At 72.5% G+C, this 25,687-nt stretch carries 7 protein-coding genes; 3 read left to right on the top strand and 4 right to left on the bottom strand.

Translation table 11 applies throughout. The annotated features are described in order from the left end of the window. Window positions 1-8: 8 nt before the first annotated feature. The 3 genes from IZR01_RS06555 to IZR01_RS06540 form a co-directional block, all read right to left on the bottom strand. Window positions 9-18,191 carry a non-ribosomal peptide synthetase gene (locus IZR01_RS06555; protein WP_228558979.1) on the bottom strand — a complete coding sequence of 6,061 codons (18,183 nt, stop codon included), beginning with the start codon at window positions 18,189-18,191 and terminating at the stop codon, window positions 9-11. Between the two features lie 132 nt (window positions 18,192-18,323). Then, window positions 18,324-19,649 carry a serine hydrolase domain-containing protein gene (locus IZR01_RS06545; RefSeq protein ID WP_194892233.1) on the bottom strand — a complete coding sequence of 442 codons (1,326 nt, stop codon included), beginning with the start codon at window positions 19,647-19,649 and terminating at the stop codon, window positions 18,324-18,326. Between the two features lie 91 nt (window positions 19,650-19,740). Further along, entirely contained in the window at window positions 19,741-20,919 is a 1,179-nt protein-coding gene (locus IZR01_RS06540) for a cytochrome P450 (RefSeq protein ID WP_194923291.1), read from the bottom strand. Window positions 20,920-21,950: 1,031 nt separating this feature from the next. Between IZR01_RS06540 and IZR01_RS06535 the strand changes: the two genes are divergently transcribed. Then, window positions 21,951-22,454 carry a SigE family RNA polymerase sigma factor gene (locus tag IZR01_RS06535; RefSeq protein ID WP_194923272.1) on the top strand — a complete coding sequence of 168 codons (504 nt, stop codon included), beginning with the start codon at window positions 21,951-21,953 and terminating at the stop codon, window positions 22,452-22,454. A gap of 80 nt (window positions 22,455-22,534) precedes the next feature. After that, entirely contained in the window at window positions 22,535-23,653 is a 1,119-nt protein-coding gene (locus tag IZR01_RS06530) for a hypothetical protein (RefSeq protein WP_194923271.1), read from the top strand. A gap of 36 nt (window positions 23,654-23,689) precedes the next feature. Here IZR01_RS06530 and IZR01_RS53005 read toward each other — a convergent pair whose 3' ends face one another. Next, complete coding sequence (locus tag IZR01_RS53005; protein ID WP_194923270.1) at window positions 23,690-24,607, bottom strand: helix-turn-helix domain-containing protein; 918 nt, start codon at window positions 24,605-24,607, stop codon at window positions 23,690-23,692. On the opposite strand from IZR01_RS53005, the gene IZR01_RS06520 reads away from it, so the two are divergent. Further along, on the top strand, window positions 24,600-25,133 hold the full coding sequence (locus IZR01_RS06520; protein ID WP_194923269.1) for a YybH family protein: 534 nt from the start codon (window positions 24,600-24,602) through the stop codon (window positions 25,131-25,133). The genes IZR01_RS53005 and IZR01_RS06520 overlap by 8 nt on opposite strands. Window positions 25,134-25,687 lie beyond the last annotated feature (554 nt).

Raw genomic sequence — 25,687 nt, 5'->3', positions numbered from 1 at the left:
TCGGATCCTCACCGTTCGTCATCGTCGGGACCGCCGTACGCGGCTGCTTCTAGTTCGCTCAGCACCTGTTCCTGCACCTGTGCCGCCAGGGCGGCGACGGTGCGGCCGACCATGACGTCCCGGGGCGTCAGCGCTACATCGAAGGCGTCATTGGCGCGGGAGGCGATCAGCAGGGCCCGCATGGAGTCCCCGCCCAGCAGGAAGTAGTCGTCCTCGACCCCGACGGACGTCTCAAGACTCAGCGCCCAGATCTCCGCCAGCACCTCCTCGGTCGGCGTACGCGGTGCGACCTGGCCGACGGCCTCCTGCTCTTCCTCGGGTGGTGGTGCGGGCAGGGCTGCCCGGTCGGTCTTGCCGTTCTCCGTGAGCGGGAAGCGGTCCAGCACCGCGAACGCCGAGGGGATCATGTATCCCGGCAGCGAGCGGGCGAGCAGCGCGCGCAGCTCGACGCCGGTCGGAACCCCGGCGCCGGGATCCGGGTCGGCGAGCAGGTGCGCGACCAGGCGCGGCCGCCCCGGCTCGTCCTCCCGCACACTCACCACGGCGTCCAGCACGGCCGGGTGCCGCACCAGCGCCGCCTCGACCTCGCCCGCCTCGATCCGGTGGCCGCGCAGCTTGAGCTGGTGGTCGGTGCGGCCCAGGTAGTACAGCTCACCGTCGCGGTCGCGCCGCACCAGATCGCCGGTGCGGTACATCCGGGTTCCGGGCGGGCCGAACGGGTCGGCGAGGAAGCGGGTCGCGGTCAGCCCGGGACGGCCCAGGTAGCCGCGGGCCAGGGCCGGTCCGCTCAGCCACAGCTCACCCGGCACGCCGCCGGGGACCGGCCGGAGCCGGGCGTCCAGGACGTAGACGCCGGTGCCGGGCAGCGCGCGACCGATCGGCGGTGCGGAGCCGTCCGGTTTTAGCGGCGCGGACCAGGTGGCGACCACGGTGGCCTCGGTGGGCCCGTAGGAGTTGACCATCCGGTGGTGCGGAGCCCAGCGGGCGACCAGGTCGGGGCCGCAGGCCTCGGCACCGACGATCAGGGTCTTCATATCGGGCAGGCTGCCGGGGGTATCAGAGGGCAGAGTCGACAGCGCGGCCGGGGGAAGCAGGGTGTGCGTGATCCGCTCCTCCCGGAGCACCCGGGCCAGCTCGGCGCCGAGCAGCGGGCCGGGGGCGGGCACCACCAAGCGGGCGCCGTACGGCAAGGACATGCACAGCTCCAGTACCGAGGCGTCGAAACTCGGCGTGGCAAAGGCCAGCACCCGGTCACCCGGCGCCACCTGGTAGTGCTCGGCCTCGGCCGCGGCGAACCCGGCGAGGCCGCGGTGGGTGACGACGACGCCCTTCGGGACGCCGGTGGAGCCGGAGGTGTAGATGACGTAGGCCGGGTCGTCCAGGTCCAGCGGGCGGATCCGGTCGGTATCAGTGGGCCGATCGGTGTTGGTAGGCCGGGCGGTATCAGTGGGCCGGTCAGTATCAGTGGGCCTATCGATGCCGGTAGGCCGCTCGCCGCGGACGCCGTCGAAGGGCGCGGCCAGCAGGTCGGCGACCTCCTTGGCGTCGAGGGTGAGCACGGGAGCTGCGTCCCCCAGCATCATCTCGACCCGCTCGTCCGGATAGCCGGGATCGACCGGCAGGAACGCGGCGCCGGCCTTCGTGACCGCCAGCTCGGCCAGCACCATGTCCGGCGAGCGCGGCAGCAGCAGGGCGACGACGTCGCCGGGCCCCGCACCGCGCGCGATGAGCCGGTGCGCCAGCCGGTTGGCGAGCGCCTCGACCTCGGCGAACGTCAGCTCCCTGCCGGCGGCGCTCAGTGCCGGCGCGGTCGGGTCCCGGTCCACGGCGGCCTCGACGAGCGCGGGCAGCGTGGCCGGGGTCACCGGATCCAGCGGCGGGCGGGCCGGGCCTCGCAGCAGCTGCTCTCGCTCGGCGGGCGGCAGCACGTCGATGTCGTCCAGCCGGACGGCGCCGTCGGAGGCGGCCAGGGCCGACAGTGTGTGCAGCAGCTGGCCGGCCATCGAGGCGGCCGTGCCCGGATCGAACCACCTCGGGTCGTAGCCGAGTTCCACGCTGAGCCGCTCGCCGGGTGAGACGACGACGGTGACCGGATAGTTGGTCGCCTCCCTGGCGTCCAGCTCCCGGATCAGCAGGCCGTGCGCCCCGGCCGTGGCGTCGCCGACCGGGTAGTTCTCGAAGACGACCAGGCTGTCGAACATCGGCGTCCCGGGCGGCAGACCGCCCAGCCGGTGCAGCTCGGACAGCGGCACGTGGTCGAAGCGGCGGTCCTCGGCCTGGGCCTTCTGCACGGAGCGCAGCCAGGTGCCGCAGTCCGCGCCGCCGTCGACGCGGACCCGGGCGGGCAGCGTGGTGATGAACAGGCCGACGATGCTGTCGGCGCCGGGCAGGTCCACCGGACGCCCGGAGACCGTGGTGCCGAAGTACACCTGTTCCTGTCCGCTCCAGCGCGACAACAGCAGCGCCCAGGCGCCCTGTATCAGGGAATTGAGCGTGACGTGGTGCCGCCGGGCGAACTCCTGGAGCCGACCGGTCCGCACCTCGTCGAGCCGCTGCGACAGCCAGGTCTCGGAGCGCGCGGTCGTGTCCGGGGCGGGCCGGTGGTCGTACGGCAGCTCGGTGGGCGCGGTGAGGTCTGCCAGGACCCCGCGCCAGTGCTCTGCCGCTCCCGCCGTGTCGAGGGACGCGAGCCAGGAGGCGTAGTCCGCGAAGGGCCGGCGCTCGGGCAGGTTCGGCTCCTCGCCGCGGGCGAGCGCGGCATGCGCGGCCAGGACGTCGGCGAGGACGTGGAAGACGCTCCAGCCGTCCAGCAGGACGTGGTGGAAGGTCCACACCACCCGCACCGCGTCCGGTCCGAGCCGGACCAGGGCGAGCCGCATCAACGGAGCCTGATCCAGGGCCAGCGCGGGAGTCCGCTGTTCGGTGAGGAGGCGTTCCAGCTCCGCGGCGATCTGCTGTGCCGACAGGGCGCTCCAGTCACGCTCGGTGACCGGCAGCCTCACGTCCCGGTGCACCACCTGCACCGGGACCGGCATGCCGTGCAGGGCCACAGCGGTTCTCAGCACGGGGGTGCGATCGACCACGTGCTGCCAGGCGGCGGCCAGCTGCCCGAGGTCGCGGGCGCCGTCGAGGACGAAGGTGAGCTGCTCGGTGTAGAGGCCGTGTTCGGCCTCGTCCAAGCCGTGCACGACCATGCCGGTCTGCGTGGGTGTCAGCGGATAGACGTCCGCCACGCCGGCTCCGGTACCGACCAGCCGGTCCACAGCCGCCTGGTCCAGCGGCGCCAGCGGGAAGTCGGAGGGGGTGCGGCCGCCCGCGCCGGGTTCGGCACAGTGCTCGATGATCGTCCGCAGCTCGTCCGCCAACTCGGCCGCGAGCCGGGCGACGGTGTCGCGCTGGTGGACCTGTGAGGAGTACGACCAGGTGAACCCCAGCCGCCCAGCGCTGACCGTTCCGAGAACGTCGAGCAGGAACGGTCGGCTGCCCGCGCGGTCCATGCCGCCGGTCAGCGGGCCTTGCGGGGCGTGCAGCAGTCCGCCCGAGGTGCCGCGTCTGTCCTGCCGCCCCAGGTAGTTGAAGCTGATCTGCGGCAGATCGGGCAGATCCGGCAGATCCGGCTGCGCGCCGGTCTCGCCGGTCGCGCCGGTCGCGGGCCGCAGGTAGCGCAGAGCGCCGTAGCCCAGCCCGCCATGGGGCACCGCCCGCAGGCTCTCCTTGACCGCCTTGAGCGCGGCGCCGGTGTCCGCGCCGCCGGGCACCTCCAGCGCGACGGGGTACATCGCGGTGAACCAGCCGACGGTGCGGGACAGATCGACGCCCTCGAGCAGCTCCTCACGGCCGTGCCCCTCCAACGCCACCGTCACCCGGTCGCGGCCGGTCCAGCGGGCCAGCACGCGGCCCAGCGCGCAGAGCAGGACGTCGTTGATCCGGGTGCGGTAAACCTGCGGCACGTCCTGGAGCAGCGCACGGGTGTCCTCGGCATCCAGGCCGACGGTCAGCGTCTGTTCGCTGGCGGCGGTGTTGGCACCGTCCAGGTCGGCCGGCAGGCGGGCCGGATCGGCGAGACCACACCAGTATTCGAGCTCGTCGTCGAAGCCGCCGGTCCCGGTGCGCGCGGCGAGCCGCCAAGCCCAGGTGCGGAACGAAGTGCTCTTCGATCCGAGGGCGGCCGGCTTTCCGGCGCGCAGGGCCGCATAGGCCGTCTCCAAGTCCTCCAGGATCAGGCGCCAGGACACCGCGTCCACCACCAGGTGGTGCGCGGCCAGCAGCAGGACCGGCCGGCGCGCGCCGCCGAAGCGGCACAGCGCGGCCCGCAGCAGCGGTCCGGCAGCCAGGTCGAACCCGCCGATGAGCTCCTCGGTCAGCTCATCGACATCAGCTTCCTGGTCACTGGTGATCAGGCTCACCGCGCCGTCGGGCGCGGTGCCGTACTGGCGCCACTGCCCGCCGCCGACCGGCTCGTACCGCTGGCGCAGCGCGTCGTGCTGCTCCAGGACCGCGCTGAGCGCGGCGCGCAGCACCGTCTCGTCGGCGTCTTCGGCGAGTTCGAAGGAGACCGCCTGGGCGAACCGGGCGTCGGCGCCGAGAGTCCGGAACATCCAGTGCTGCACCGGGGTCAGCGGTGCCTCGCCGACCACCGCGTCCTGTTCGGCGGAGGCCTGCACGCTCGGGGTTTGCCCGACGGCCTGGGCCGCCTGGGCCAGCTCGGCAAGGGTCTGATGGGTGAACAGGTGCCGGGGGGTGAGGGCCAGACCGGCCCGGCGCGCGGCCGAGACCAGCTGGATGCCCAGGATGGAGTCGCCGCCGAGGGCGAAGTAGTTGTCGTCCGTCCGCACTTCGGGCACGCCGAGCACCTCGGCCCAGATCGCGGCGAGCGTCTTCTCGGCAGCGGTGCCCGGCGCCCGGTCACCGCGCGCGGCGGGGGCGGCCCACACCGGCTCGGGCAGGGCGCGCCGGTCCAGCTTGCCGGTCGCGCCGAGCGGCAGCCGCGCCAGCGGCACCACCAGCGCCGGCACCAGGTGGTCGGGCAGCACCCGCGAGAGGAAGGCACGCCAGTCGGCCGCCTCCGGCAGTTCGGCGTCCGCGCGCGGCACGGCGTAGCCCACCAGGCGCGGATGGCCCTCGTGGGCCACCACCCGGGCCGCGACCGCCGCCACCAGGGGGTGGCGGGCCAGGGCGGCTTCGACCTCGCCGAGTTCGATCCGGAACCCGCGCACCTTCACCTGGTCGTCCGTGCGGCCCAGATAGGCCAGATCGCCGTCGGCCGTCCAGCGCACCAGGTCGCCGGTGCGGTACATGCGCCGGCCGGCCGGGCCGAAGGGGTCGGGAAGGAACCGGGACGCGGTCAGACCGGGGCGCCGCAGATAGCCGCGCGCCACCCCGGTACCGGCCAGGAACAGCTCCCCCGGCGCGCCGACGGGTACCGGACGCAACCGGTCGTCCAGCACGTAGGCCCGGGTGCCGCCGACCGGTCGGCCGATCGGCGGCTCGCGGTCGGGGTCGGCGGGGTCGCAGAGGAAGGCGGTGGCGTAGACGGTGGCCTCGGTGGGCCCGTAGACGTTCAGCACCCGGCAGCCGGGGACCGCCGCGCGCACCTCGCCGACGGCCCGGGCGGGCAGCGCTTCGCCAGCCAGCACCACAGTGTCCGCGCCGACGCGGACGACGTCCTCGGCGAGCAGCCGGCCCAGCGCCGAGGGCACCGCGCTGAGCAGGCCGGCGTGCCAGGGCTCGGCCCGGTCGGCCAGGGCCGGCACGTCGCGCACGACCTCCACACATCCGCCGGACAGCAGGGGCGAGAAGATCTCGAACACTGACACATCGAAGTCCAGCGACGTGGAGGCCACCACGTGGTCCAGTCCGTGACCGGTGAACTCGGCCACGGCCCAGTCGATCAGCGCCAGCACCGAGTTCTGGGCGACCACGACGCCCTTGGGCCGGCCGGTCGAGCCCGAGGTGTGGATGACATAGGCGGGGTGCTCCGGCAACAGAGTGCTGCGGCGCTCGCCGTCGCGGAGGGGCGAAGTATCCGCGGCGGCCAGCTGCTCGGCGCAGGCCGGGTCGTCCAGCACGATCCGGGTGAACACGCCCTCTGGCAGGCGGCCCGCGGTCTGCGCGGTCGTGATCACGGCCTCCGGCCGCACATCCGCGAACAGGAAGGCGATGCGCTCGGCCGGATACCCCGGGTCGACCGGCAGGTAGCCGGCGCCGCTCTTGAGGACCGCGAGCAGCGCCACGATCAGGTCGGCGGTGCGCGGCAGCGCCAGGGCGACGAAGCGCTCAGGGCCCGCGCCGGCTTCGATCAGCAGCCGAGCCAATCGGTTGGCCCGCTCGTCGAGCTCCCGATAGCTGAGGAGTTCGGATCCGGCCCGGACGGCCGGGGCGTCGGGAGTACGTGCGGCCTGGCGGGCGAACACCTCGGGCAGCGTCCGCGCCGGCGCCTCGGCGGCCGTTCCGCCGAACCGGTCGAGCAGCTCGCGTCCCCGATCGGGGTCCAGCAGCGGCAGGTCGGCGAGCCGGCGGTCCAGACCGGTCGCCATCGCGGTCAGCAGCGTCGCCAGGCTCGCCCCGAGCCCTTCGACGGTGGTCGCGTCGAAGGCGGCGGGGTCGTAGTCGAGATTGACCGCCAGGACGTCGCCGGGTACCACCACCACGGTGAGCGGGTAGTTGGTCGGCTCCACGTCGCGCTCGGCTTCGACGGCCAGGCCGTGCCGGGTCGCCGCGTCGGCGTCGAACGGGTAGTTCTCGAAGACCAGGATGCTGTCGAACAACGCGGTGCCGCCGGGCACCTCGCTCCAGGTCTGGAGCTGGGCCAGCGAGACGAACTCGTGGCGCCGGTCCTCCGACTGGACGTTCTGCACGTCGCGCAGCCACTCCCGAACAGGCCGGTCTCCATCGATCCGCACCCGGGTGGGCAGTGTGTTGATGAACAGGCCCACCATCGAGGTCACGCCCGCCAGATCGGCGGGCCGGCCGGACACGATCGTGCCGAACACGATGTCCTCACCGCCGCCGTAGCGGGACAGCAGCAGCGCCCAGGCGCCTTGCAAGACGGTGTTGACGGTCAGCCCCGCAGCCTGCGCCGTCTCCCGCAGCCGCGCCGACACCTCGCCACCGAGGGTCACCTTCACCGACTCCGAGGAGGAGGCACGGTGCGCTTCGGCGGGCCGGTGGTCGCGCGGCAGCTCGGTGGGAGCGGGGAACCCGGCGAGGGCATCGCGCCAGTACCATTCGGCCGAAGCAGTGTCCTGTGCGGCCAGCCAGCGCAGGTAGTCGCCGAACGGCGGCCGCTCAGGCAGTTGCGGCCGACGTCCGGAGGTCAGGGCGGCGTACCGCTCGCAGACCTCGTCGAAGACCTGGGCCGCGCTCCAGCCGTCCAGCATGACGTGGTGGAAGGTCCACACCATCCGCACCCGGGTCGGCGAGAGCCGGATGAGGGCCAGCCGCATCAGCGGCGCCGCGCTCAGGTCGAACCCGGCTCGCCGATCCTCGGCGAGCAGCTCGGCGGTCTGCCGCTCGATCTGCTCGGCCGGCTGCCCGGTCCAGTCGTGCTGGGTCACCGGAATCACAGCCCGCCGCTGCACGACCTGGACCGGCTCGGCGCTGTCCTGCCAGCTCAGCCGGGTGCGCAGGATCGGGTTGGCATCCGCGGCCCGCTGCCACGCCTCGGCCAGCGCCTCGGAGTCGGTGACCCCGGAGAGCACCAGCTGGACCTGGTTGAGATACGTGTCGCCGTCCGGTTCGAGCAAGCCGTGGAAGAGCATGCCCGCCTGCATCGGCGTCAGCGGGTAGACGTCCGCGACGGCGCGGCCGTCCCCGACGATCCGGTCCACGGCGGCCTGGTCCATGCGGGCCAGCGGGAAGTCCGACGGGGTACGACCGCCGGCGTCCGGGAGCCCGCAGTGCTCGACGATGCCCTCCAGGGCGCGCAACATGCCCGCCGCCAGAGCGCTGATGGTCTGTTCGGAGTGCCGTCCGGCGCTGTAGTGCCAGCCGATCTCCAGGCGGTCGTCCTCGACGCGGGCGACCACGTCCAGCAGGTGCGCACGCACCGTGTCGGGGGCCTCCGCGCCGCCGAGGCCGCCGGGGACCGCGCGGACCAGGACGGCGTCGTCTGCCGACCAGTCGAACCGGCCCAGGTAGTTGAAGCTGACGCCGGGGTCCGGCACGTCGGCGAGCTGTTCGTCGCGAGCGAGGTAGCGCAGCGCGCCGTAGCCCAGTCCCCGGTCCGGCACCGCCCGCAGCTGCTCCTTCACAGACTTCAGCGCGGTGCCCCAGTCGCCGTCAGGGACCTGAAGCGCGACGGGGAAGCAGGTGGTGAACCAGCCGAGGGTGCGCGACAGATCGACGTCCTCGAAGAGCTGGTCCTCACGGCCGTGCCCCTCCAGGTCGACCGCGACGGTGTCCCGCCCGGTCCACTCGCCGAGCACCCGGCCCAGGGCGGCCAGCAAGACGTCGTCGATCCGGGTGCGGTAGACGCCGGGAACCTTGCGCAGTAGGTCGTCGGTGCGCGCGCGGTCCAGCCGGACCGTCACGGCGCGGACGTCGGCGGCGGTGTTACCGCCGCCGACGTCCATCGGGAGCGGCGTCGCGCAGTGTTCTGCGACTTGCCGCCAGTGGGCGCGCTGGTCAGCGAACCCACCAGCCTCGGTGTGGGCCCGCAGCCGCCGCGTCCACTCCTGCCCGGAGCTGGTGCGCTCGGGCAGACGGAGCGTCCGGCCGGTCACGGCCTGCCGGTATACGGTCTCCAGGTCTTCCAGCAGTACCCGCCAGGAGACGCCGTCGATCACCAGGTGGTGGACGACCAGCAGGAGCCGGGCGGGCCGACCGGCGCCGGCGGTGAACAGGCGGGCGGCGAGCAGCGGGCCGGTCTCCAGGTCGAACCCGGCGTGCGCGGCTGCTGTCGCCTGGTCCTCGGCCTGCTGCGCCGCAGCAGGGTCCAGACCGCCGAGGTCCTGGACCTCCAGCAGTTCGGGCGCGGTGTCCTGCGCGGGGGCGCAGTACTGCCGCCAGCGACCGTCCTCCCCGGTGACGAACCGGGACCGCAGCGCGTCATGGTGCGCCCACAGCGCCTTCAGAGCGCGGCGCAGAGCCTCCGGATCGACCTCGTCAGGGGTCTGCAAAACGAGGGACTGGTTGAAGAACCCGGCGTGCGGCGGACGCGGATCGAGGAACCACGACTGGATGGGGGTCAGGCCGACCTCCCCGCTCACCGGCTCGGTCCCGACGACGGTCCGGGCGGTGTCGGTGGCGGCGGCCGCCAGCGCGGCGATCGTGGGATGCCGGAACAAGTCGCGGGGGGACAGCGCGAGCCCGGCGGACCGGGCGCGGGAGACGACCTGGATGCTCAGGATCGAGTCGCCGCCCAGCATGAAGAAGTTGTCGTCGGCGCCGACCCGGTCCACACCGAGCAGCTCCGCCCAGATCGCCGCGAGCGCCTGCTCGGTCTCGGTGCCCGGGGCGCGGTAGGCGCTGTCGCCGCCCACCGCCCAGTCCGGGGCGGGCAGCCGTCGGCGGTCGACCTTGCCGTTGGCGGTCAGCGGCACCCGCGGCACGGCGACGAACGCGGCGGGCACCATGTAGTCCGGCAGATCCGCCTCCAGATGGGCCCGGAGGTCGGTGGCCGAGGGCACCTCGGTGCCGTCCGCCGGCACGAGGTGGGCGGCCAGCCGCTTGCGCCCGGCGTCCTGATACAGCGACACGACCGCCTCGGCAATGGCCGGGTGGGCCACCAGCCGCGCCTCGATCTCGGCGGGTTCGACGCGGAACCCGCGGATCTTGATCTGGTCGTCCACCCGGCCCACGAAGTGCAGGTCGCCGTCCTGGCTCCAGCGGACCACGTCACCGGTGCGGTACATCCGGCCGCCGGGCGCCCCGAAGGGGTCGGCGAGGTAGCGCGCGGCGGTCTCGGCGGGACGCCCGGCGTAGCCCCGGGCCAGTCCCGCGCCGGCGATGTACAGCTCCCCGGCGATGCCGGGCGGCTGGGGCTGGAGAGCGTCATCGAGCACGTAGACCCGGGTGTTGTCGAGCGGGCGTCCGATCGGCAGCACGGCCGGCAGCGGGTCGCCGGCGTGGAAGATCCGCCGGGTGGCGAAGGTGGTGGTCTCGGTCGGGCCGTAACCGTCGACCACGGTGAGGCCGGGGCAGGCCGTCAGGACCCGGCCGACCACCGCGCCCGGCACCGCCTCGCCGCCGGTCCACACCTCCCGGGCGCCGCGCAGGCAGCCTGGATCCTCCTGCGCGAGCAGGCGGAACAGGCCCGCGGTCAGCCACAGGAAGCGCACGCCCCGGTCGGCGATGGCGTGGCGGACCCCGGCCGCGTCCAGGTCTTCCGGCGGAGCCAGAACGGCGGTGCCGCCGCGCAGCAGCGGCACCCACACCTCGTAGGTGGCGGCGTCGAACGCGTGCGGGGAGTGCACGAGCACCCGATCGTGGTCGGCGAAGGCCCGGTCCAGCGCGAGCGCGGCCACGTCCCGCTGGCGGACCGCTACGCCCTTGGGGTTGCCGGTCGAGCCGGAGGTGAACATCAGGTACTGGAGGTTGTCGGGATCGATCGCCGGGAACCGGTTCGGGCCGGTCGCCGTCGGCCGGTGCTCGGTGTAGGGGTCGGTATGTAGGTCGGCGTGTGGGTCGGCGTGGAGGTCGGCGTCGGCATCGGCGCCGTCCAGGCGCAGAACCCTGATAGCGGGGTCCAACTCGCGGGCCGTCTGCTCCCAGTCGGCATCGGTGAGCACCAGCTCCGCGCCGGCCTCGGTCAGCATCCTGCGCAGCCGCTCACGGGGCGCGCGGCCGTCCAGCGGCACGTAGACCCCGCCGATCCGGACCAGGGCCAGCTGAGCGACGATCAGCCACACCGAGCGGTCCATCAGCACGCCGACCGAGCGCTCGGCCCGGACGCCGAACCCGACCAGCCGATCGGCCAAGGCGGTGGCCCGGGCGTCGAGCTCCCGGTAGCTGAGCCGCTCGTCGCCGGCTTCCAGCGCCACGGCGTCCGGCGTCCGGCGCACCTGGTCGGCGAACAGCTCGGCGACGCTGCGCTCGGGCAGGTCGGTGGCGGTGTCGTTCCAGGTTTCGAGCACCTGCGCGCGGCGCTCGGCGGTCAGCAGCGGCAGCCGGGCGGGCGGACGCTGCGCGCCGGCGGGCATACCGGCCAGCAGGACACTGAGGTATTCGGCCATCCGCTGCGCCGTACCGGCGTCGAACAGCTCCGGGTCGTAGCTCAGCCGCAGCGCCAGCTCCGAACCGGGATAGGCGACCAGGCTCAACGGATAGTTGGTGGTCTCCACCCCGTCCAGACCGCTCAGGCGCAGACCGTGGGCGGCGGCGAGGTCGTCGTCCACGGGGTAGTTCTCGAAGACGACGATGCTGCCGAACAGCTCGGTCCGCTCGGGCAGATCGGTGAACGTCCGCAGCCGGGTCAGCGGGACGTAGTCGAAACGCCGGTCATCACTCTGGTCCTGCTGCAACCGGCGCAGCCAGTCCAGCAGGGTGCCCTGGGCCGGCACCGCGACGCGGGTGGGCAGCGTCGCGATGAACAGGCCGGTCATCGCCTCGGAACCGTCGAGCTCGGGCGGGCGGCCCGACACGGTGGTGCCGAACACCGCCTCCGGCCGGCCCGCCTGCCGGCTGAGCAGCAGCGCCCAGGCGCCCTGGACCAGGGTGTTGACGGTGAGACCGGCGCTCTTCGCGAAGTCGTCCAGGGCCCGGGTGGTCTCCGCGGGCACGGTCACCCGCACGGCGCGGGTGGACTCCGCGTGGTGGCTCTGGCGCGGCTCGCGGTCCCAGGGCAGCGGCGTGGCCTCGGCCAGCCCGCCGAGGCGGTCGCGCCAGTGCCGTTCGGCCTGCTCCCAGTCGCGCTCGCGCAGCCAGGCCACGTAGTCGCGGAAGGGACGACGCTCCGGCACGGTGTGCGGCGCCGGGGTCGTGGCGCTCGGCCCGAGCCCGGTTCCAGAACCAGAACCAGAACCAAAACCAGACCCAGACCCAGAACCAGACCTAGAACCAGTCTCAGACCTAGCACCAGTCCCAGTCCCAGTCTCAGTCCCAGTCCCAGAACCAGTCCCAGCCCCGGACAGTTCGGCGTGGCGGGCGAAGACGTCCGACAGCACCTGGAACAGGCTCCAGCCGTCCAGGACCAGGTGGTGGAAAGACCACACCACGCGCACTTCGCTGGCGCCGAGCCGGACCAGCGTCAGCCGCTGGAGCGGCGCCTTGGCCAGATCGATGCCGGTGGTGCGGTCCAGGGCCAGCAGGTCTGCCAGCCGGTCGCGGCGATCGTCCGGCGTCAGGTCGCGCCAGTCCAGTCCGGTGACCGGCACCGGGGCGTGCCGCTGGACCACCAGCAGCGGTTCGGGCACGTCCTGCCACAGGACCCGGCCGCGCAGCACCGCGGTGCGGTCGGTCACCTGTTGCCAGGCCGCGGCGAACTTGTCCGGATCGGGCACCCCTTCCAGGACGAAGGTCAGCTGCTGGAAGTAGGCGGCGCCGTCGTGCTGGGACAGGCTGTGGAAGAGCATGCCGGCCTGGGTCGGCGTCAGCGGCAGGACGTCCTCCACGGCAGCCGGGTCGGCGTCCGCGATCCGGTCCACGGCGGCCTGGTCGAGCCGGGCCAAGGGGAAGTCGGACGGGGTGCGTCCGCCGGCGTCCGGCCGTGCCGCGTGCCGGGCCAGGCCCGCCAGGGCGTCGGCGAACCCGGCGGCCAGGGCCTCGACGGTGGCCGCCCGGTACCGCTGGTCGCTGTAGAACCAGGTGAACTCCAGCGCGTCGCCGTCGAGCTGGCCGACTACTTCCAGCGCGTGCGGACGCTCCGCGCGCGGGTCGACGTCCAGTTCCAGCGACCGGAACGTGCCCCGGTACAGGCCGTCCGGATCGTCCGGGAACGCCATCCGCCCCAGGTAGTTGAAGCTGACCTGGGCACTCGGACGCCCCGGGTCCGTCCCCAGCCGGTCCAGGCCGCGCAGGACGTCGTGGCCCAGGCCGTGGCGGGGAACCGCGCGCAGCTGCTCCTTGACCTGCTTGAGGACCGCGTCCCAGTCGGCCCGGGCCGGCACGGCGAGGGCGACGGGGTGCCGGGTGGTGAACCAGCCGACGGTGCGGCTGAGATCGAGGTCTGCGAACAGCTCCTCCCGGCCGTGCCCCTCGACGTCCACCAGCACCTGGTCCTGCCCGCTCCACTGGCACAGCACCCGGCCCAGCGCGGTCAGCAACACGTCGTTGGCCTGGGTGCGGTAGGTGTCGGGCAGGGTGCGCAACAGCAGGGAGGTGTCGGTGGGGCTCAGGCGCACGCTGACCGAGCGAGCCGAAGCGTAGGTGTCGGCACCTTCCAGGTCGGCCGGGATCGGGTCCACGGAGTCCGGTATCGCCCGCGACCAGTACTCCGCCTCCTCGTCGAAGCCGCCGTCGGCGGCGAACGCGCCGAGCCTTTGGGCCCACTGCCGCAGCGGTGAGGACTTGGCCGGCAGCACAGCCGCGCCGCCCTCGCTCTCGCCCTCGCCGCCCTCGCCGCCCTCGCCGTCCGCGCCGTCCTGGCCGTCGCGGCGAGCGCGGTAGGCGCGGTCGAGGTCCTCCAGCAGCACCCGCCAGGAGACCCCGTCCACCACCAGGTGGTGCACAGCCAGGTGCAGCACCGGCGGCCGGTCCGATCCGCGATCGTGCAGTACAGCACGCAGCAGCGGCCCGGATCCCAGATCGAAGGGTCCGAAGTGCGGGGTGTCGGTATCAGGGCCCGCATGGCGGATCAGTGGTATGCGAAGCTGCTGGTCCTCGATACTCCAGCTCACTTGCCCGGCACCGTCTCCTCCGGCCGGGAACACCGAGCGCAGGGCGTCGTGGTGGGCTGCCACGTCGTTCAGCGCGTCCTGGAGCGCCTGCGCGTCCACGTCGTCCGGCAGCTGGAGGGAGAGCGCCTGGGCGAAGTGGCCGGCCCGTCCCGCCGCGCTGTCGAACCACCAGCGCTGAATCGGTGTCAGGGGGCTGTCTCCGACGGCGGCCGGTGCGGTGGCGGCGGCCGGTTGCGCACGGTCGGCGGCGTCCGCGCAGCGGGCCAGGGCGGCGACCGTCTGGTGCTGGTAGACGTCCCGGGAGGTCACCGCCAGGCCCGCCTGCCGGGCCCGGGCCACCACCTGGATGCTGAGGATGGAGTCGCCGCCGAGCTGGAAGAAGTTGTCGTCCGCGCCGACCGGCTCCACCTTCAGGATGTCCGCCAAGATGGCGGCGAGCACGCGCTCGGTGGGAGTGCGGGGCGGGACGTGGCGCACGGTGTGCGCGGCCGGGCCCGGATCGGGGAGCCGGCTCCGATCGAGCTCGCCGTGGGAATCGAGCGGCAGAGCGGGCAACACCACGACAACCGACGGCACCAGATAGCCGGGCAGCGTGAGGCCGAGCTCCCGGCGCACGGCCTCCGGCTCGACAGAGTCCTGCGAAACGGGGACGACATAGCCGACCAGACGCCGGTCGCCGTTGCGCTCGGACACGGCAGCCGCCGCGTCCTCGACGCCCTGGCAGCCAAGAAGCGCCTCCTCGACCTCGCCCAGTTCTATTCGGAACCCCCGGACCCTGGCCTGGTCGTCGAGCCGGCCGACGTACTCCAAGCCACGCTCGGCGCTCCATCGCACCAGATCCCCGGTGCGGTACATGCACTCCCCCGGCACACCGAAGGGGTCTGCGACGAACTGGGCGGCGGTCAAACCGGGCTGCCGCGAGTAGCCGCGCGCCAAGCCGCCGCCCCCGAGGTACAACTCGCCCGCTACGCCCGGAGGCTGCGGGCGCAGCGACCGATCGAGGACATAAGCGCGCGTCGGCGGCACCGGCAGGTCGTCGGCGACCGCCAAGTCGGCGTCGGCCGGATCGGCATCGAGCTCCACACCAGCATCGCCGGCACCGAGCAACCCGGCCAGGCGGTCGACGCGCCGGTTCACTTCCGCGTCGCCGAAATCCCGCGCTCCGGCACCGGACGTCGGCGGGTTCCAGGCGTCGAGCAGCGCGCGCCGCTCGACGTCCGAGACCATGGCCAGCTCGGCGAGCTTGCGTTGCGGGCCGTCAGCCATCTCCTCCAGCAGGCGGGACAAGTGGCCGGACATCCGCTCCACGGTCTGGGCGTCGTAAAGGTCTGTGTTGTACTCGACCGTCAGCACACAGCCGCCCCCGGCGTCCGGCGCGAACTCCAGGACCAGGTCGAAGCGCGCAGCCGGGCGGGGCAGCGGGTGGTCCTGCCACCGCAGACCGCCGGCGTCCGGCAGATCGGCGGCAGCCTGCTGCTGGACGACGAGCGCCTGTACCAACGGGGTGCGGCTGGGATCCCGGGGCGGGGCCAGTTCCTCGACCACCCGATCGAACGGCACCCCGGCGTGTGCGAAGGCGTCCAGCACGGTGGCGCGCATGTCCTCGACGAAGCGGTCGACGGTGGCCGTGGTGTCCACCTCGGCGCGCAGCACGACGGTGTTGGCGAAGAAGCCCACCACCTCTTCCAGCTCCCGGCGCTCCCGTCCGCTGGTGACGGTGCCGAACGCCACGTCGTGCTGGCCGGAATAGCGTTGGAAGAGCAGTGCGGACGCCGCGGCGAACAAGGTGAACACCGTCGTGTCACGTCCGCTGGCGAGGTGCCGCAGCCGGGTCACCAACTCCGCGGGGAGCCGGCGCCGGTGCGCCGCGCCGGCCGTGGTGCGGACCGGCGGCCGGGGACGGTCGGCCGGCAGCTTCAGGTGTTGCAGCCCTGACAAGCAGCGCTTCCAGTAGGCCAGGTCCGCGGCGTCGACGCCGCTGTCCCCCGCGGCAAGCCGCCGCTGTTCCCACACTGCGAAGTCCGGGTACTGCACAGCCGGCGCGGGCAAGCCGTCCGGCTCGCCGCCGACCTCCGCCTGGTAGAGCGCGGCCAGCTCGCGGGTCAGCACGTCCACCGACCAGCCGTCGGTGATGATGTGGTGCTGCCCCACCAACAGCAGGTGCTCCTCGGCGGTGACGCGGACCAGCAGCGCCCGGGAAAGCGGACCGCTCGCCAGGTCGTAGGGGCGGCTCAGCTCCTCGGTGAGCAGCTGTTCGGCGGCCTCGGCGCGGCGTTCGGCGGGCACGTCGGTCAGGTCGGCGGTGCGCAGCGGCAGGACGGCTTCGGCGCAGACCTGCTGCACGCCCCGGCCGTCGATCGTGGTGAACGTCGTGCGCAGCGAGTCGTGGCGCGCGGCGAGCAGCAGCAGGGCCCGGCGCAGGGCTTCGGGGTCCGGTGTGCCGTGCAGCCGCAGGGCGACGCCGGTGTTGTACTCGCTCGCGCCGACGGTGAGGTCGTCCAGGAACCACAGCCGCCGCTGGGCGTTGGACAGCGGAAGCGGCTCCTCGCGCGGGGCGGGCGGGATCGGCTCCGGCCGCGCGGCGGTGTGCCGGGCGTCCAACAGCGGAGCCAGGGCCGCGATGGAACGCGCGGTGAAGACGTCCCGGACGGCCAGCCGATACCCCGTCTCGTCCCGGAGCCGGGCCAGCATCCGCGTGGCCAGGATCGAATCCCCGCCCAGGTCGAAGAAGTCGTCCGTCCTCCCGACCGCGTCCAGGCCCAGGACCTGCGCCCAGATCGCGGCCAGGCGGTGCTCGGCCGGCGTGAGCGGCGCCGCCTCGCCGGCGGCGGCGACGGCCTGCCGGGCCGGAACCGGCAGGGCCCGTACATCGATCTTGTTCGCCGCGGTGAGCGGCATCGCCGCCAGGACGACGACGGCGGAGGGCACCAGGTGGCCCGGCAGCTCGGCGGCGACGGCCGTGCGCAACGCCGCGGGATCCGGCGCGCGCTCGGGGTCCGTGGCCGTCACGTAGCCGACCAGGCGCTCCCGGCCCGGCTCGTCCTCGCGGAGCACGACCACGGCCTCGCCGACTCTGCTCTGTCGGCGCAGTGCCGCCTCGATCTCCCCCGGTTCGATGCGGAAACCGCGGAGCTTCACCTGCCGGTCGAGCCGGCCGAGGAACTCCAGCTCCCCGTCGCTCCCCCAGCGCGCGCGGTCGCCGGTGCGGTAAAGCCGGGCGCCGGGCTTGCCGAAGGGGTCGGGGACGAAGCGCGCGGCGGTCAGCCCGCCGCGGTTCAGGTAGCCGCGGGCGACGCCCTCGCCGCCGATGTACAGCTCGCCGTCGGCGCCCGGGGGCTGCGGCCGCATCGCCGGGTCCAGGACGTGGACGCTGGTGCGCGGCAGCGCGCCGCCGATCGTCGGGGTGCCAGTGCCGGCCGACAACGGCCCGGTCCAGGTGGCGACGATGGTGGCCTCGGTGGGCCCATAGGAGTTGATCATGCGTCGGCCCGGTGCCCAGCGGTCGACGAGAGCGGCGGGGCACGCTTCGGCACCGACGATCAGGGTGCGGAAACGGCGCAGGGTCCCCGCCGCCGAGGCGGGGACGGTGGCCAGGGCGGCCGGCGGGATCAGGGCGTGCGTGATGTGGTGTTCGTCCAGGACGGCGGCGAGTTCCTCGCCCAGCCAGGGCCCGTCCGGCGGCACCACGAGCGTGGCGCCGGCCAGCACGGAGATGAACAGCTCCAGCACGGAGGCGTCGAAGCTGGGGGACGAGAACTGCAACACCCGGTCACCGGGGCGCACCGCGTAGCGCTCGATGGCGGCGGCGGTGAACGCGCCGATCCCGCGGTGGGTGACCGCCACGCCCTTCGGCGTCCCGGTGGAACCCGATGTGTAGATCACATACGCCGTGTGGTCGGCGCCGACCGTCGGACCCGAGGCGCCGGCCCCTTGTGCAGTGCCTGCCCTTTCCGCGGCCTCCGCCGGGGTGGCCCGGTCGGCGGCGTCCATCAGGGCACGGAGACCGGCCGGATCGTCGAGGGTCACCGCGGGCGCCGCGTCGGCCAGCATCATCGCCCGCCGCTCGGCGGGATAAGAGGGGTCCACCGGCAGGAAGGCGGCGCCCGCCTGCGCCACGGCCAACTCCGCCGCTATGAGTTCCATCGAGCGCGGCAGGACGAGCGCCACCGTCTGTTCCGGCCCGGCGCCACGCCGCACCAGGTCGCGGCGCAGCAGGTCGACCCGGGCCGCCAGCTCCCGGTAGGTCCAGGTGCGCCGGCCGTCGGTCAGCGCGAGCGCGTGCGGCGTGCGGGCCACCCAGGCGGCGAAGAGCTCGCCGAGCGTCGGGTGCCCCTGTCCGGGGATGCCGCCGCCGTCCGAGGACCAGGCGCCACCGGCCTGCGGCACGATGGAGGCAGGTAGGGAATGGTCGGCCATGATTGGTGTCCTTCCGGATCGGAGCAAGGCGGCGGCACGTCGGCGGACCCGCGGCAGCGGTTCGGCGGTCGATCCCGGACCCGCTCGGCGCGTGTCCGGGACGCCCTAGGCGGCCGCCGATGGCGGACGGGCTCAGGCGAAGCTGGCGCGGCGCGCTGTACGCCCCGATATCTGCACGCGGTCTATGACCCCGGTGTGCGGGTCGCGGTGGAACCGTCCGCCGGGCTCGCCGCGGCCGGTGGCCGGGTCGACCAGATCGCACGACAGGTCGGAGTAGCAGCGCAGGGGCAGCGGCTGGTCGCCGTCCACGGACAGGGTCGGCGCGCCGCCTGGCTCAAGCGCGATGCGGTAGCGGATGCCGCCGTTGGCATAGGTGCCCGCGCAGTCCGGCGGCGCGACCGGGTCGCCCGCGTTCGAGGGCGTGATCGCGGCGGGCACCGGCACCCCGGCGATGTGCGCTATGTCCTCGGCCAGTTCGCGCCAGAGCGCCGTGGCGGTGCCGGCGTTGCCGGTGAAGGCGACCACCACGCCGCTGTCCGGGTCGACCCGCAGATGGCATGAGGTGCCTTGGGCGTTGCCGTCGTGGCCGCACCACGATCGGTCGTCCTGTTGGAACAGGGCCACCCCCAACCCCCAGCCGTCCGCGAGCGCGCCGGGGTCGGCACAGGGCTCCGCGTGATGCATATGCTTGACGATCGCAGGGGGCAGGAATACGCTCTGGCCAGCTAAGGCACGACCTAGGACGCCGAGGTCGATGGCGCTCGCGAGCAGCGCACCGGCCGGCGCCTCCAACGGGGCCAGATTCTGTCGCACCGGACGTGTCCGGCCCGTCGCGATGTTCAGGCCATGACCGGCGGCGACCGGGCGGGCAGTCGTCATACCGAGGAACGCGGGCGTGATGCCCATGGGTTCGAGAAACAGGGCTTCCATAGCTTCGTACCACGGCATACCGGTCACCGCCTCGACCAGCCGACCGGCGGCGACGAAGCCGGCGTTGGAGTACGAGAAGTCGGTTCCGGGCTCGAACAGCAGATCCCCTGCGGTGCACACGGAGGAGAGGTAGCGGGCCGGGGTGGTCCGGGCGGCCGTGTCGGAATCGGGTCCGGTCGGCAGGCCGCCGGTGTGACTCAGGAGCTGACGGACCGTCACGGCGGGGACGTCCCGGAACTCCGGGAGATACTCGGCGACGGAGTCGTCCAGATCGAGGTCGCCGTCGTCGGCGAGAAGCAGCACGAGTGCGGCCGTGAAGGGTTTGGTCAGCGATCCCAAGGGGACGGCGGTGTCCGCGGTGAACGGTACGCCAGTGGCGACATCGGCCGTACCGGTGTGCACGGCGACCATCTCCGCGCCGGTGTCCACGACCAATTGGGCGCCGGGCACGTTGTGGACGCGGGCGAGGGTGTCGAGTCGGTGCTGGAGTTCTTGGCGCAGCGGATACAGCGTATGCATGCGGTTCATGGCGAAGGCACTCTCGTTGACATGGGATCAGGGGTCTCATGTGCGGGTGGTGTCGGCCGCGGGCGAGCACGGGCGGCGGGCACCGGCGGTCCTACCGTCTGACGACCTCGACCGGGAGTCGGCGCACGCCGAGGATGACTGCCGGGTTCTGGTACGTGACGTCCTCGTAGGAGGGGACCACCAGGGAGCTGAACCGTTCCTGGAGCATGCGCAGCGCGATCCGCGCTTCCAACCGCGCCAGCGGCGCGCCGAAGCAGAAGTGGATCCCGTGCCCGAAGGTCAGGTGGGGATTGGGATTGCGGTTCACGTCGAAGACGTCGGCCGCGGCGAAGCGGGACGGATCGCGGTTGGCGGCCCCGAGGTGGGTCATCACCATGGTGTCCGGCGCCAGCTCGTGACCGCCGAGCACCACCGGCCGGGCGACGCGGCGGCCCAGCTCGGGGAAGGGCGGAAGCCAGCGCAGCACTTCCTCGATGGCGCCGGGAAGCAGGCCGGGATCGGCGCGCAGCGCCGCGTCCGTGCCCGGGTGCCGGTCGAAGGTCACCACGGCGTTGCCGAGCAGCGCGGTCGTGGTGACGTGCCCGGCGACCAGCAGCAGGGCGACGAACCCGACCATCTGCTGGTCCTCCAGGTGGACGCCATCCACCTCCGCCGCGATCAGCTTGCTGGTGAGGTCGTCCCCGGGGTGGGCACGGCGCTCGCGGATGTGCTGGAGCATGTACCCGTTCATCTCGCGGATGGTGGGGGCGATGGCCTCCAGGGCCCGTTCCAGGTCGGCCGCGTCGGGCGCCTCACCGAGTTGGTCGCCGCTGAACAGGACGCTGGCCCACTCCTGGAACAGCGTGTGCTCCTCGGCGGGGATGCCGAGCAGTTCGGCGATGACGATGATCGGCAGCGGGTAGGCCAGCGACTCGACCAGGTCGAACCGGTCGTGGTCGTCGACCTCGGCCAGCAGCCGGGCGCACAGCGCCTCGATCCGCGGCCCGAGCCCGGCCACGACCCGCGGCGTGAAGGCCTGACTCACCAACGTACGGAGTCTGCGATGCTCCGGCGGGTCCATGCCGACGAAGTTGCCCTGCGTGAAGGTATCGAAGTCCTCCTGGGTGGGCGCCAGGGAAGACAGGTCCGAGGAGAAGGTCGCCGGATCGGCCAAGACGACGGCCACGTTCTCGTAGTCCAGAACCTGCCACACACCCAGGCTCTCCTCGTAGCGCACCGGTCCGGCCGCACGCAGGGCGCGCCAACGCTCGGGGATCTCCTCCAACGGCATCGGGGGAACGACCAGTCGATCGGCAGTCACGATTGCTCCTCAGGTCACACTCGGGGGATGACAACGTTCAGGCACGGATAGCGGACCCGCGGCAGAGCGCGGCGAACTGACGCCATGAGCGGTTCCGAGATGGCATGGCGCTCCGCCGAACACAGGGGGGAGACACCACGCTGACTCCGCACCCAGCGTTCGGTCCAGGCCGGGCGGGACGACACCAGCAGCCGATCACGAAGCCCGATGATCGAACGCTGATCAGACGCCTATCAGCTCAGTGGTCCGGGCTTGGGAATCGCGGCACAGGGGTATGCCGCACCACCGCACGCCGAGGGACTGCGGGCCTCTGCAGGCAGCCCGAATCCCACATCCTGGCCCGCACAGCAGACCAGCCCGCCCTGGGGTTCCCCCCAAGCGGTCCGTCCCGCGCAGCCATTGCGCCGGACGTCCGCACCAGGTGCCAGGGACGGCATGATGCCCGAAATCGAGCGCTTCATCACGCCCGACGCGGCACAGTCTTCACGATAGGTCACCCCAAGGCAACCCCTCGGAGTCGAACGTAAAGCAAAGCTCTGATTCGATGCGGTACGCCGCGAACGCGCACGCCGGGGCGCTGTGGGGGCGCCGCGGGGACGGGCGTCGGCGCTGTCGGCGTCTGACTAGCCGAGGTACCGCAAAGCACTGATCTACTCACGCCGATCGGCAGTACACCGAGGCGGTATGGCGAGCCCGAGGGCTCATCGGAGGAATCCGGCCCCGGTCCCGGTCCCACGCCCGGCTCCCGGCGCTCGGGGAGGCGAGAATCACCGGCGATCTACTACCCTGGTTAGTGAATCAGGGGTCTGGGTAGGTGGGTTGGGGCCGACACGCGATGGACCCACGAGCCCCACCTGTTCCAGTGCCACCAGCAGCCCCTTCGGGAAGGGACTTCAGCCAGCCGCCGGGAAATCCGCTCCGCTTCGCATGCAACCAATCCCGGCCGGCTCTTGTCAGTAGCGGCGTGACAACCACTGCTGCGCTCGCAAGACGGAATCCCCATGGCTGAACACACCCCGGACCGGGACTTCATCGAGTTCGTCTCCGGGCGCGTCCTGTGGCTTCGCCGGATCGCGTTCCTGCTGTGCGAGGACTGGCACCACGCCGACGACCTCGCGCAGACCGCGCTGACGAAGCTGTACGCCGTCTGGCCCAAGGCCCGCTCCGCTGACAACCTCGACGCCTACCTGCGCACGATCCTCGTCAACGCGTACATCAACGAGACCCGGCGTCCGCTGTGGAAGCGTCTCGTGACCGCCGACACCGGGGTCCTGCTCGACCTGCCCGAACGCGCGCCCGACAGCGATGCCGCGCTCGATCTGCGCGCCGCGCTCGCCAAGCTTCCGCCCCGGCAGCGTGCGGCGGTGGTCCTGCGGTACTACTGCGACCTCTCGGTCGAGCAGACCGCCGCGGAGTTGAACTGCTCCCCCGGCACGGTGAAGAGCCAGACCGCGCGCGGTTTGGACGCGTTGCGCCGGATCCTTCAGGCCCAGCCGTCCCTGTGACCTGCGCAAGACGTATTTGACCTGCCCAAGACCTGTGCATAAGACCTCTGTACAAGACCCAGAGAAAGCGCGGAATCGCCATGACAGGCATGCCCGAAGACCCCGGCTCCCAGCTGACGGCCCTGACCGAGCTGGCGGCCCCGGACACCACCATCGACCTGTACAAGGCCTGCGACGACGGCTACCGCCTGCGGCTCCGCAGGCGCCGCGCCAACCGGGCGCTGACCGGCACCGCCGCCGTCGGAGTACTCGGCGTCGCGGCCACCGTGCTCACGATCGCCCACTCCCCCGGGCCCGGGACGCACGGCGCCGGCCGGCCGGCGGCCGGTCAGCTGCCCGCCGGTCAGCAGGTGACGCCCGGCGGACAGCAGGTAGCGCCCGGCGGACAAACGTCGCCCCCGACCACGGCGGGCGGCGCACCGCACAGCCCGTCTACGGCGTCGTCCACGCCGGGCCCGGGCATCGCACAGACCGGCGGCGTTCGCGTGCCGGCCAGATTCGGCTGGCTCCCGCAGGCAATGGCCTTCATCGGCGAAGGCCCGTCCGCCGGCACTTACACGGCCGCCGCCGGAACCACTCGGGGCAAGGCGGCGGGCCAACCGAGGGTGTTCCTCGCGGTCGGCGACACCGGACCGGCAGCCACGTCCGCCAAGATCCCCGTCGCCGGACTCGGCACGGCCGCCTACTGGGTCGCGGGGAAAGGCCAGAGCGTCGTCCCCGGCCAGGCGGACCTGATGTGGCATGATCCTTCGGGCAAGTGGCTCACGGTGAGCGGCGACTCCCTGGACCCCGCCACCGCCGCCGCGACCCTGGAACACGTCGCCCGCACCATCGTGGTGGGCCAGGCCCCCCTGCCACTGCCGATCCAGATCAGGGGACTGACACCCTCGGCGCTCGGCGTCAACCAAGTCGTGCTCACCCACCCCGCCCCCGGCCGCACCGGCCCCTCCGACCTGAACATCGGGCTGAACACCGCCAGCGACGGCCTCAACGTGTTCGTCGAGCCGACCGGGACGGCGCAAGGCCCCTGGACCTGGGGCACGTCAGCGTGCAAAGACTCCGACGGCTGGAACATCTGCGTCGTGGCCGACCCCCGCGCCGCCGCCGAGCTGCCCGGCGGGGTCGACGGCCTGCTCGCGCACATTCAAGGACTCGGCACTGATCCCGCTCACTGGAGCGCCGATCTTTTCGCGAACTGAGCGATCGCCTGCGGCGAACGCGTGCCAAGCCCGCGGTCACCGTTGTGCGCACCGGAAGTCGCCGGGGGCAAGGCCGGTCTCCCGGGCGAAGAATTTGCCGAAGTTGGTGGCCTCCGTGAAGCCCAGGGCGTGGGCGATCACCGAGATCGGCTGATCAGTGTGCGCGAGCAAGCGCTGGGCTTGGAGGATCACGCGCGCGTCGACGAGTTGTTTCGCGGTGCGGCCGGTGGCGGCTTGACAGGCGCGGGTCAGGGTTCGCGCGGCATAGCCCAGGCGCGCGGCGTACGTCTCGACGGATCGCGTGGCGGCGAAGGACCGTTCAAGTTCGCGGCGGAACGCGAGGTACGCCTCGGCGATGGGCGCGGGCATGTCGCGGTCGACGGCCGGATCCGACAGGCCCGCTGTAACCGGATCCGACAGGCCCGCCATACGCAGAACGAGGGCACCGAGGAGTTGGCGGAGCAGCGCGCCGGTGAGGTCGAGGCCGGCCGCGGGCGCGATCGGAGCGCCGCGCCACGTCCGATACACGGCGACAAGCTCCTGCACCGCGCGATCGAACGCGCCGAAGCAGTCCGGCGGCAGCGACCACGCGACGGGGCCGAACCCGTCGAGCACCGCGCCCGCCGCCGGCAGGAGTGGCGGCGGCGGGAAGTCGGGGGTGAACAGCAGCAGCACGGCATCGAGGTTCGCCGGCCGGCCGACCGCGTCGTAGGGCAGCCTCTGGACCTGGCCCGGCCGCAGGTGTAGCAGCGTGCCCGGCGCGCACTCGTAGTCGGCGAAATCGACCATCGCGGTGCCCTCGCCGTCGCGCACCAGCATGAGCTGGTGGAAGTCCAGGCGACTCGGCCGGCGCGTGACCGCGCCCCTCAGCCGCGGCTTCAGCTCCTCGAAGGTCAGAACCTCCAGGCCGGCGTGCGAGCCGTCCGGGTTGTCGTAGGCGATGTCGATGATCACGCTGTCCATTTTCGACCATCGCGAGACCGAACCGCACCTCGTCCGCCCGGGGAGACCGAAGGCATCGTGGAGGCAGCGGCAGAACCGCTTCGAGAAGTTTCAAGAAGTCTCTAGAAGTAAGGATCCTTACATCATGTCCACTGGCATCACCGACCCCGCCAAGCTCCCGATCCTGTTCCAGGACACTCTGAACGCCGGTGCCATTGAGGACGTTCTCGCGTTGTTCGCGCCCGGGGCGGGCATGCGCACCGTGGCCGGCGAGATCATCTCCGGCGATGACGCGCTACGCGCGGAGATCAGCGGGACTGTCGCCGCCGGCGGCAGGCTGACCAATGTGCAGCGGCACACACTGCTCGGCGCCGACACGGCGCTGTTGGTCACCGATTGGACCATGGAGATCGACGGCCCGGGAGGCGAGCGGGTTACCGCCACCGGCACCACCGCCAACATCGCACGGCGCGATGCTGACGGGGATTGGCGCTTCACCATGCTCAATCCGCTTGGCACATCACCGGTACAGCTCTAACTAGTGCAGCGCCGCGTCGATCTTTCGGGGGTTGGGTGGGGGGTTTTGGTCACCGGCTTGAGGTGAGTCGGGTACGGAGGCCGGCGGTCGCGTGCGGGGCTTAAAAGCGTTGTGAAAAAACCGCCAGATTTTGGCCGCTGACTTACGCTGTCGGGCGGCGGTAAGCAGGTCCGGCGGCCAAAATCTGGCCGTTTTCTAACAACATGTGTGCTTGCGTTAGTCAGGGTCCCGCACCGCGCGAAGCCCGCGGCCGGGTACGCCGTCACCTCAGCCGGTCCCCGCCTTGCGCCGTAGGGTTGTGAACCTCGCCCTGGGGGCGACCGGCAGCCGGCGACGTGGCCGGCTTGACGCCCGGACTGCCCGTTCTCGGAAGCGGACCACACATGTTGTGACAAAACGGCCTGATTTTGTCCGCCCTGCCGGGCGACCGCCGCGGGCCTCGGGAAGCCGGCGGACGAAATCTGGCGGTTTTTTCACAACGCTTTTAAGCCCCGCACGCGACCGCCGGCCTCACACCCGGCTCACCTCAAGCCGGTGACCAAAGCCCCGCACGC

Origin of the sequence: Catenulispora pinisilvae, from assembly GCF_015356865.1 — a bacterium.
Classification (GTDB): domain Bacteria; phylum Actinomycetota; class Actinomycetes; order Streptomycetales; family Catenulisporaceae; genus Catenulispora; species Catenulispora pinisilvae.
This window is presented reverse-complemented; position numbering and strand designations above follow the sequence as displayed.

Bases quoted from the DNA above. Each gene is read 5' to 3' on its own strand.
- IZR01_RS06555 (WP_228558979.1), bottom strand. From the start codon at position 18,191: ATGGCCGACCATTCCCTACCTGCCTCCATCGTGCCGCAGGCCGGTGGC.
- IZR01_RS06545 (WP_194892233.1), bottom strand. From the start codon at position 19,649: ATGAACCGCATGCATACGCTGTATCCGCTGCGCCAAGAACTCCAGCAC.
- IZR01_RS06540 (WP_194923291.1), bottom strand. From the start codon at position 20,919: ATGCCGTTGGAGGAGATCCCCGAGCGTTGGCGCGCCCTGCGTGCGGCC.
- IZR01_RS06535 (WP_194923272.1), top strand. From the start codon at position 21,951: ATGGCTGAACACACCCCGGACCGGGACTTCATCGAGTTCGTCTCCGGG.
- IZR01_RS06530 (WP_194923271.1), top strand. From the start codon at position 22,535: ATGACAGGCATGCCCGAAGACCCCGGCTCCCAGCTGACGGCCCTGACC.
- IZR01_RS06520 (WP_194923269.1), top strand. From the start codon at position 24,600: ATGATCACGCTGTCCATTTTCGACCATCGCGAGACCGAACCGCACCTC.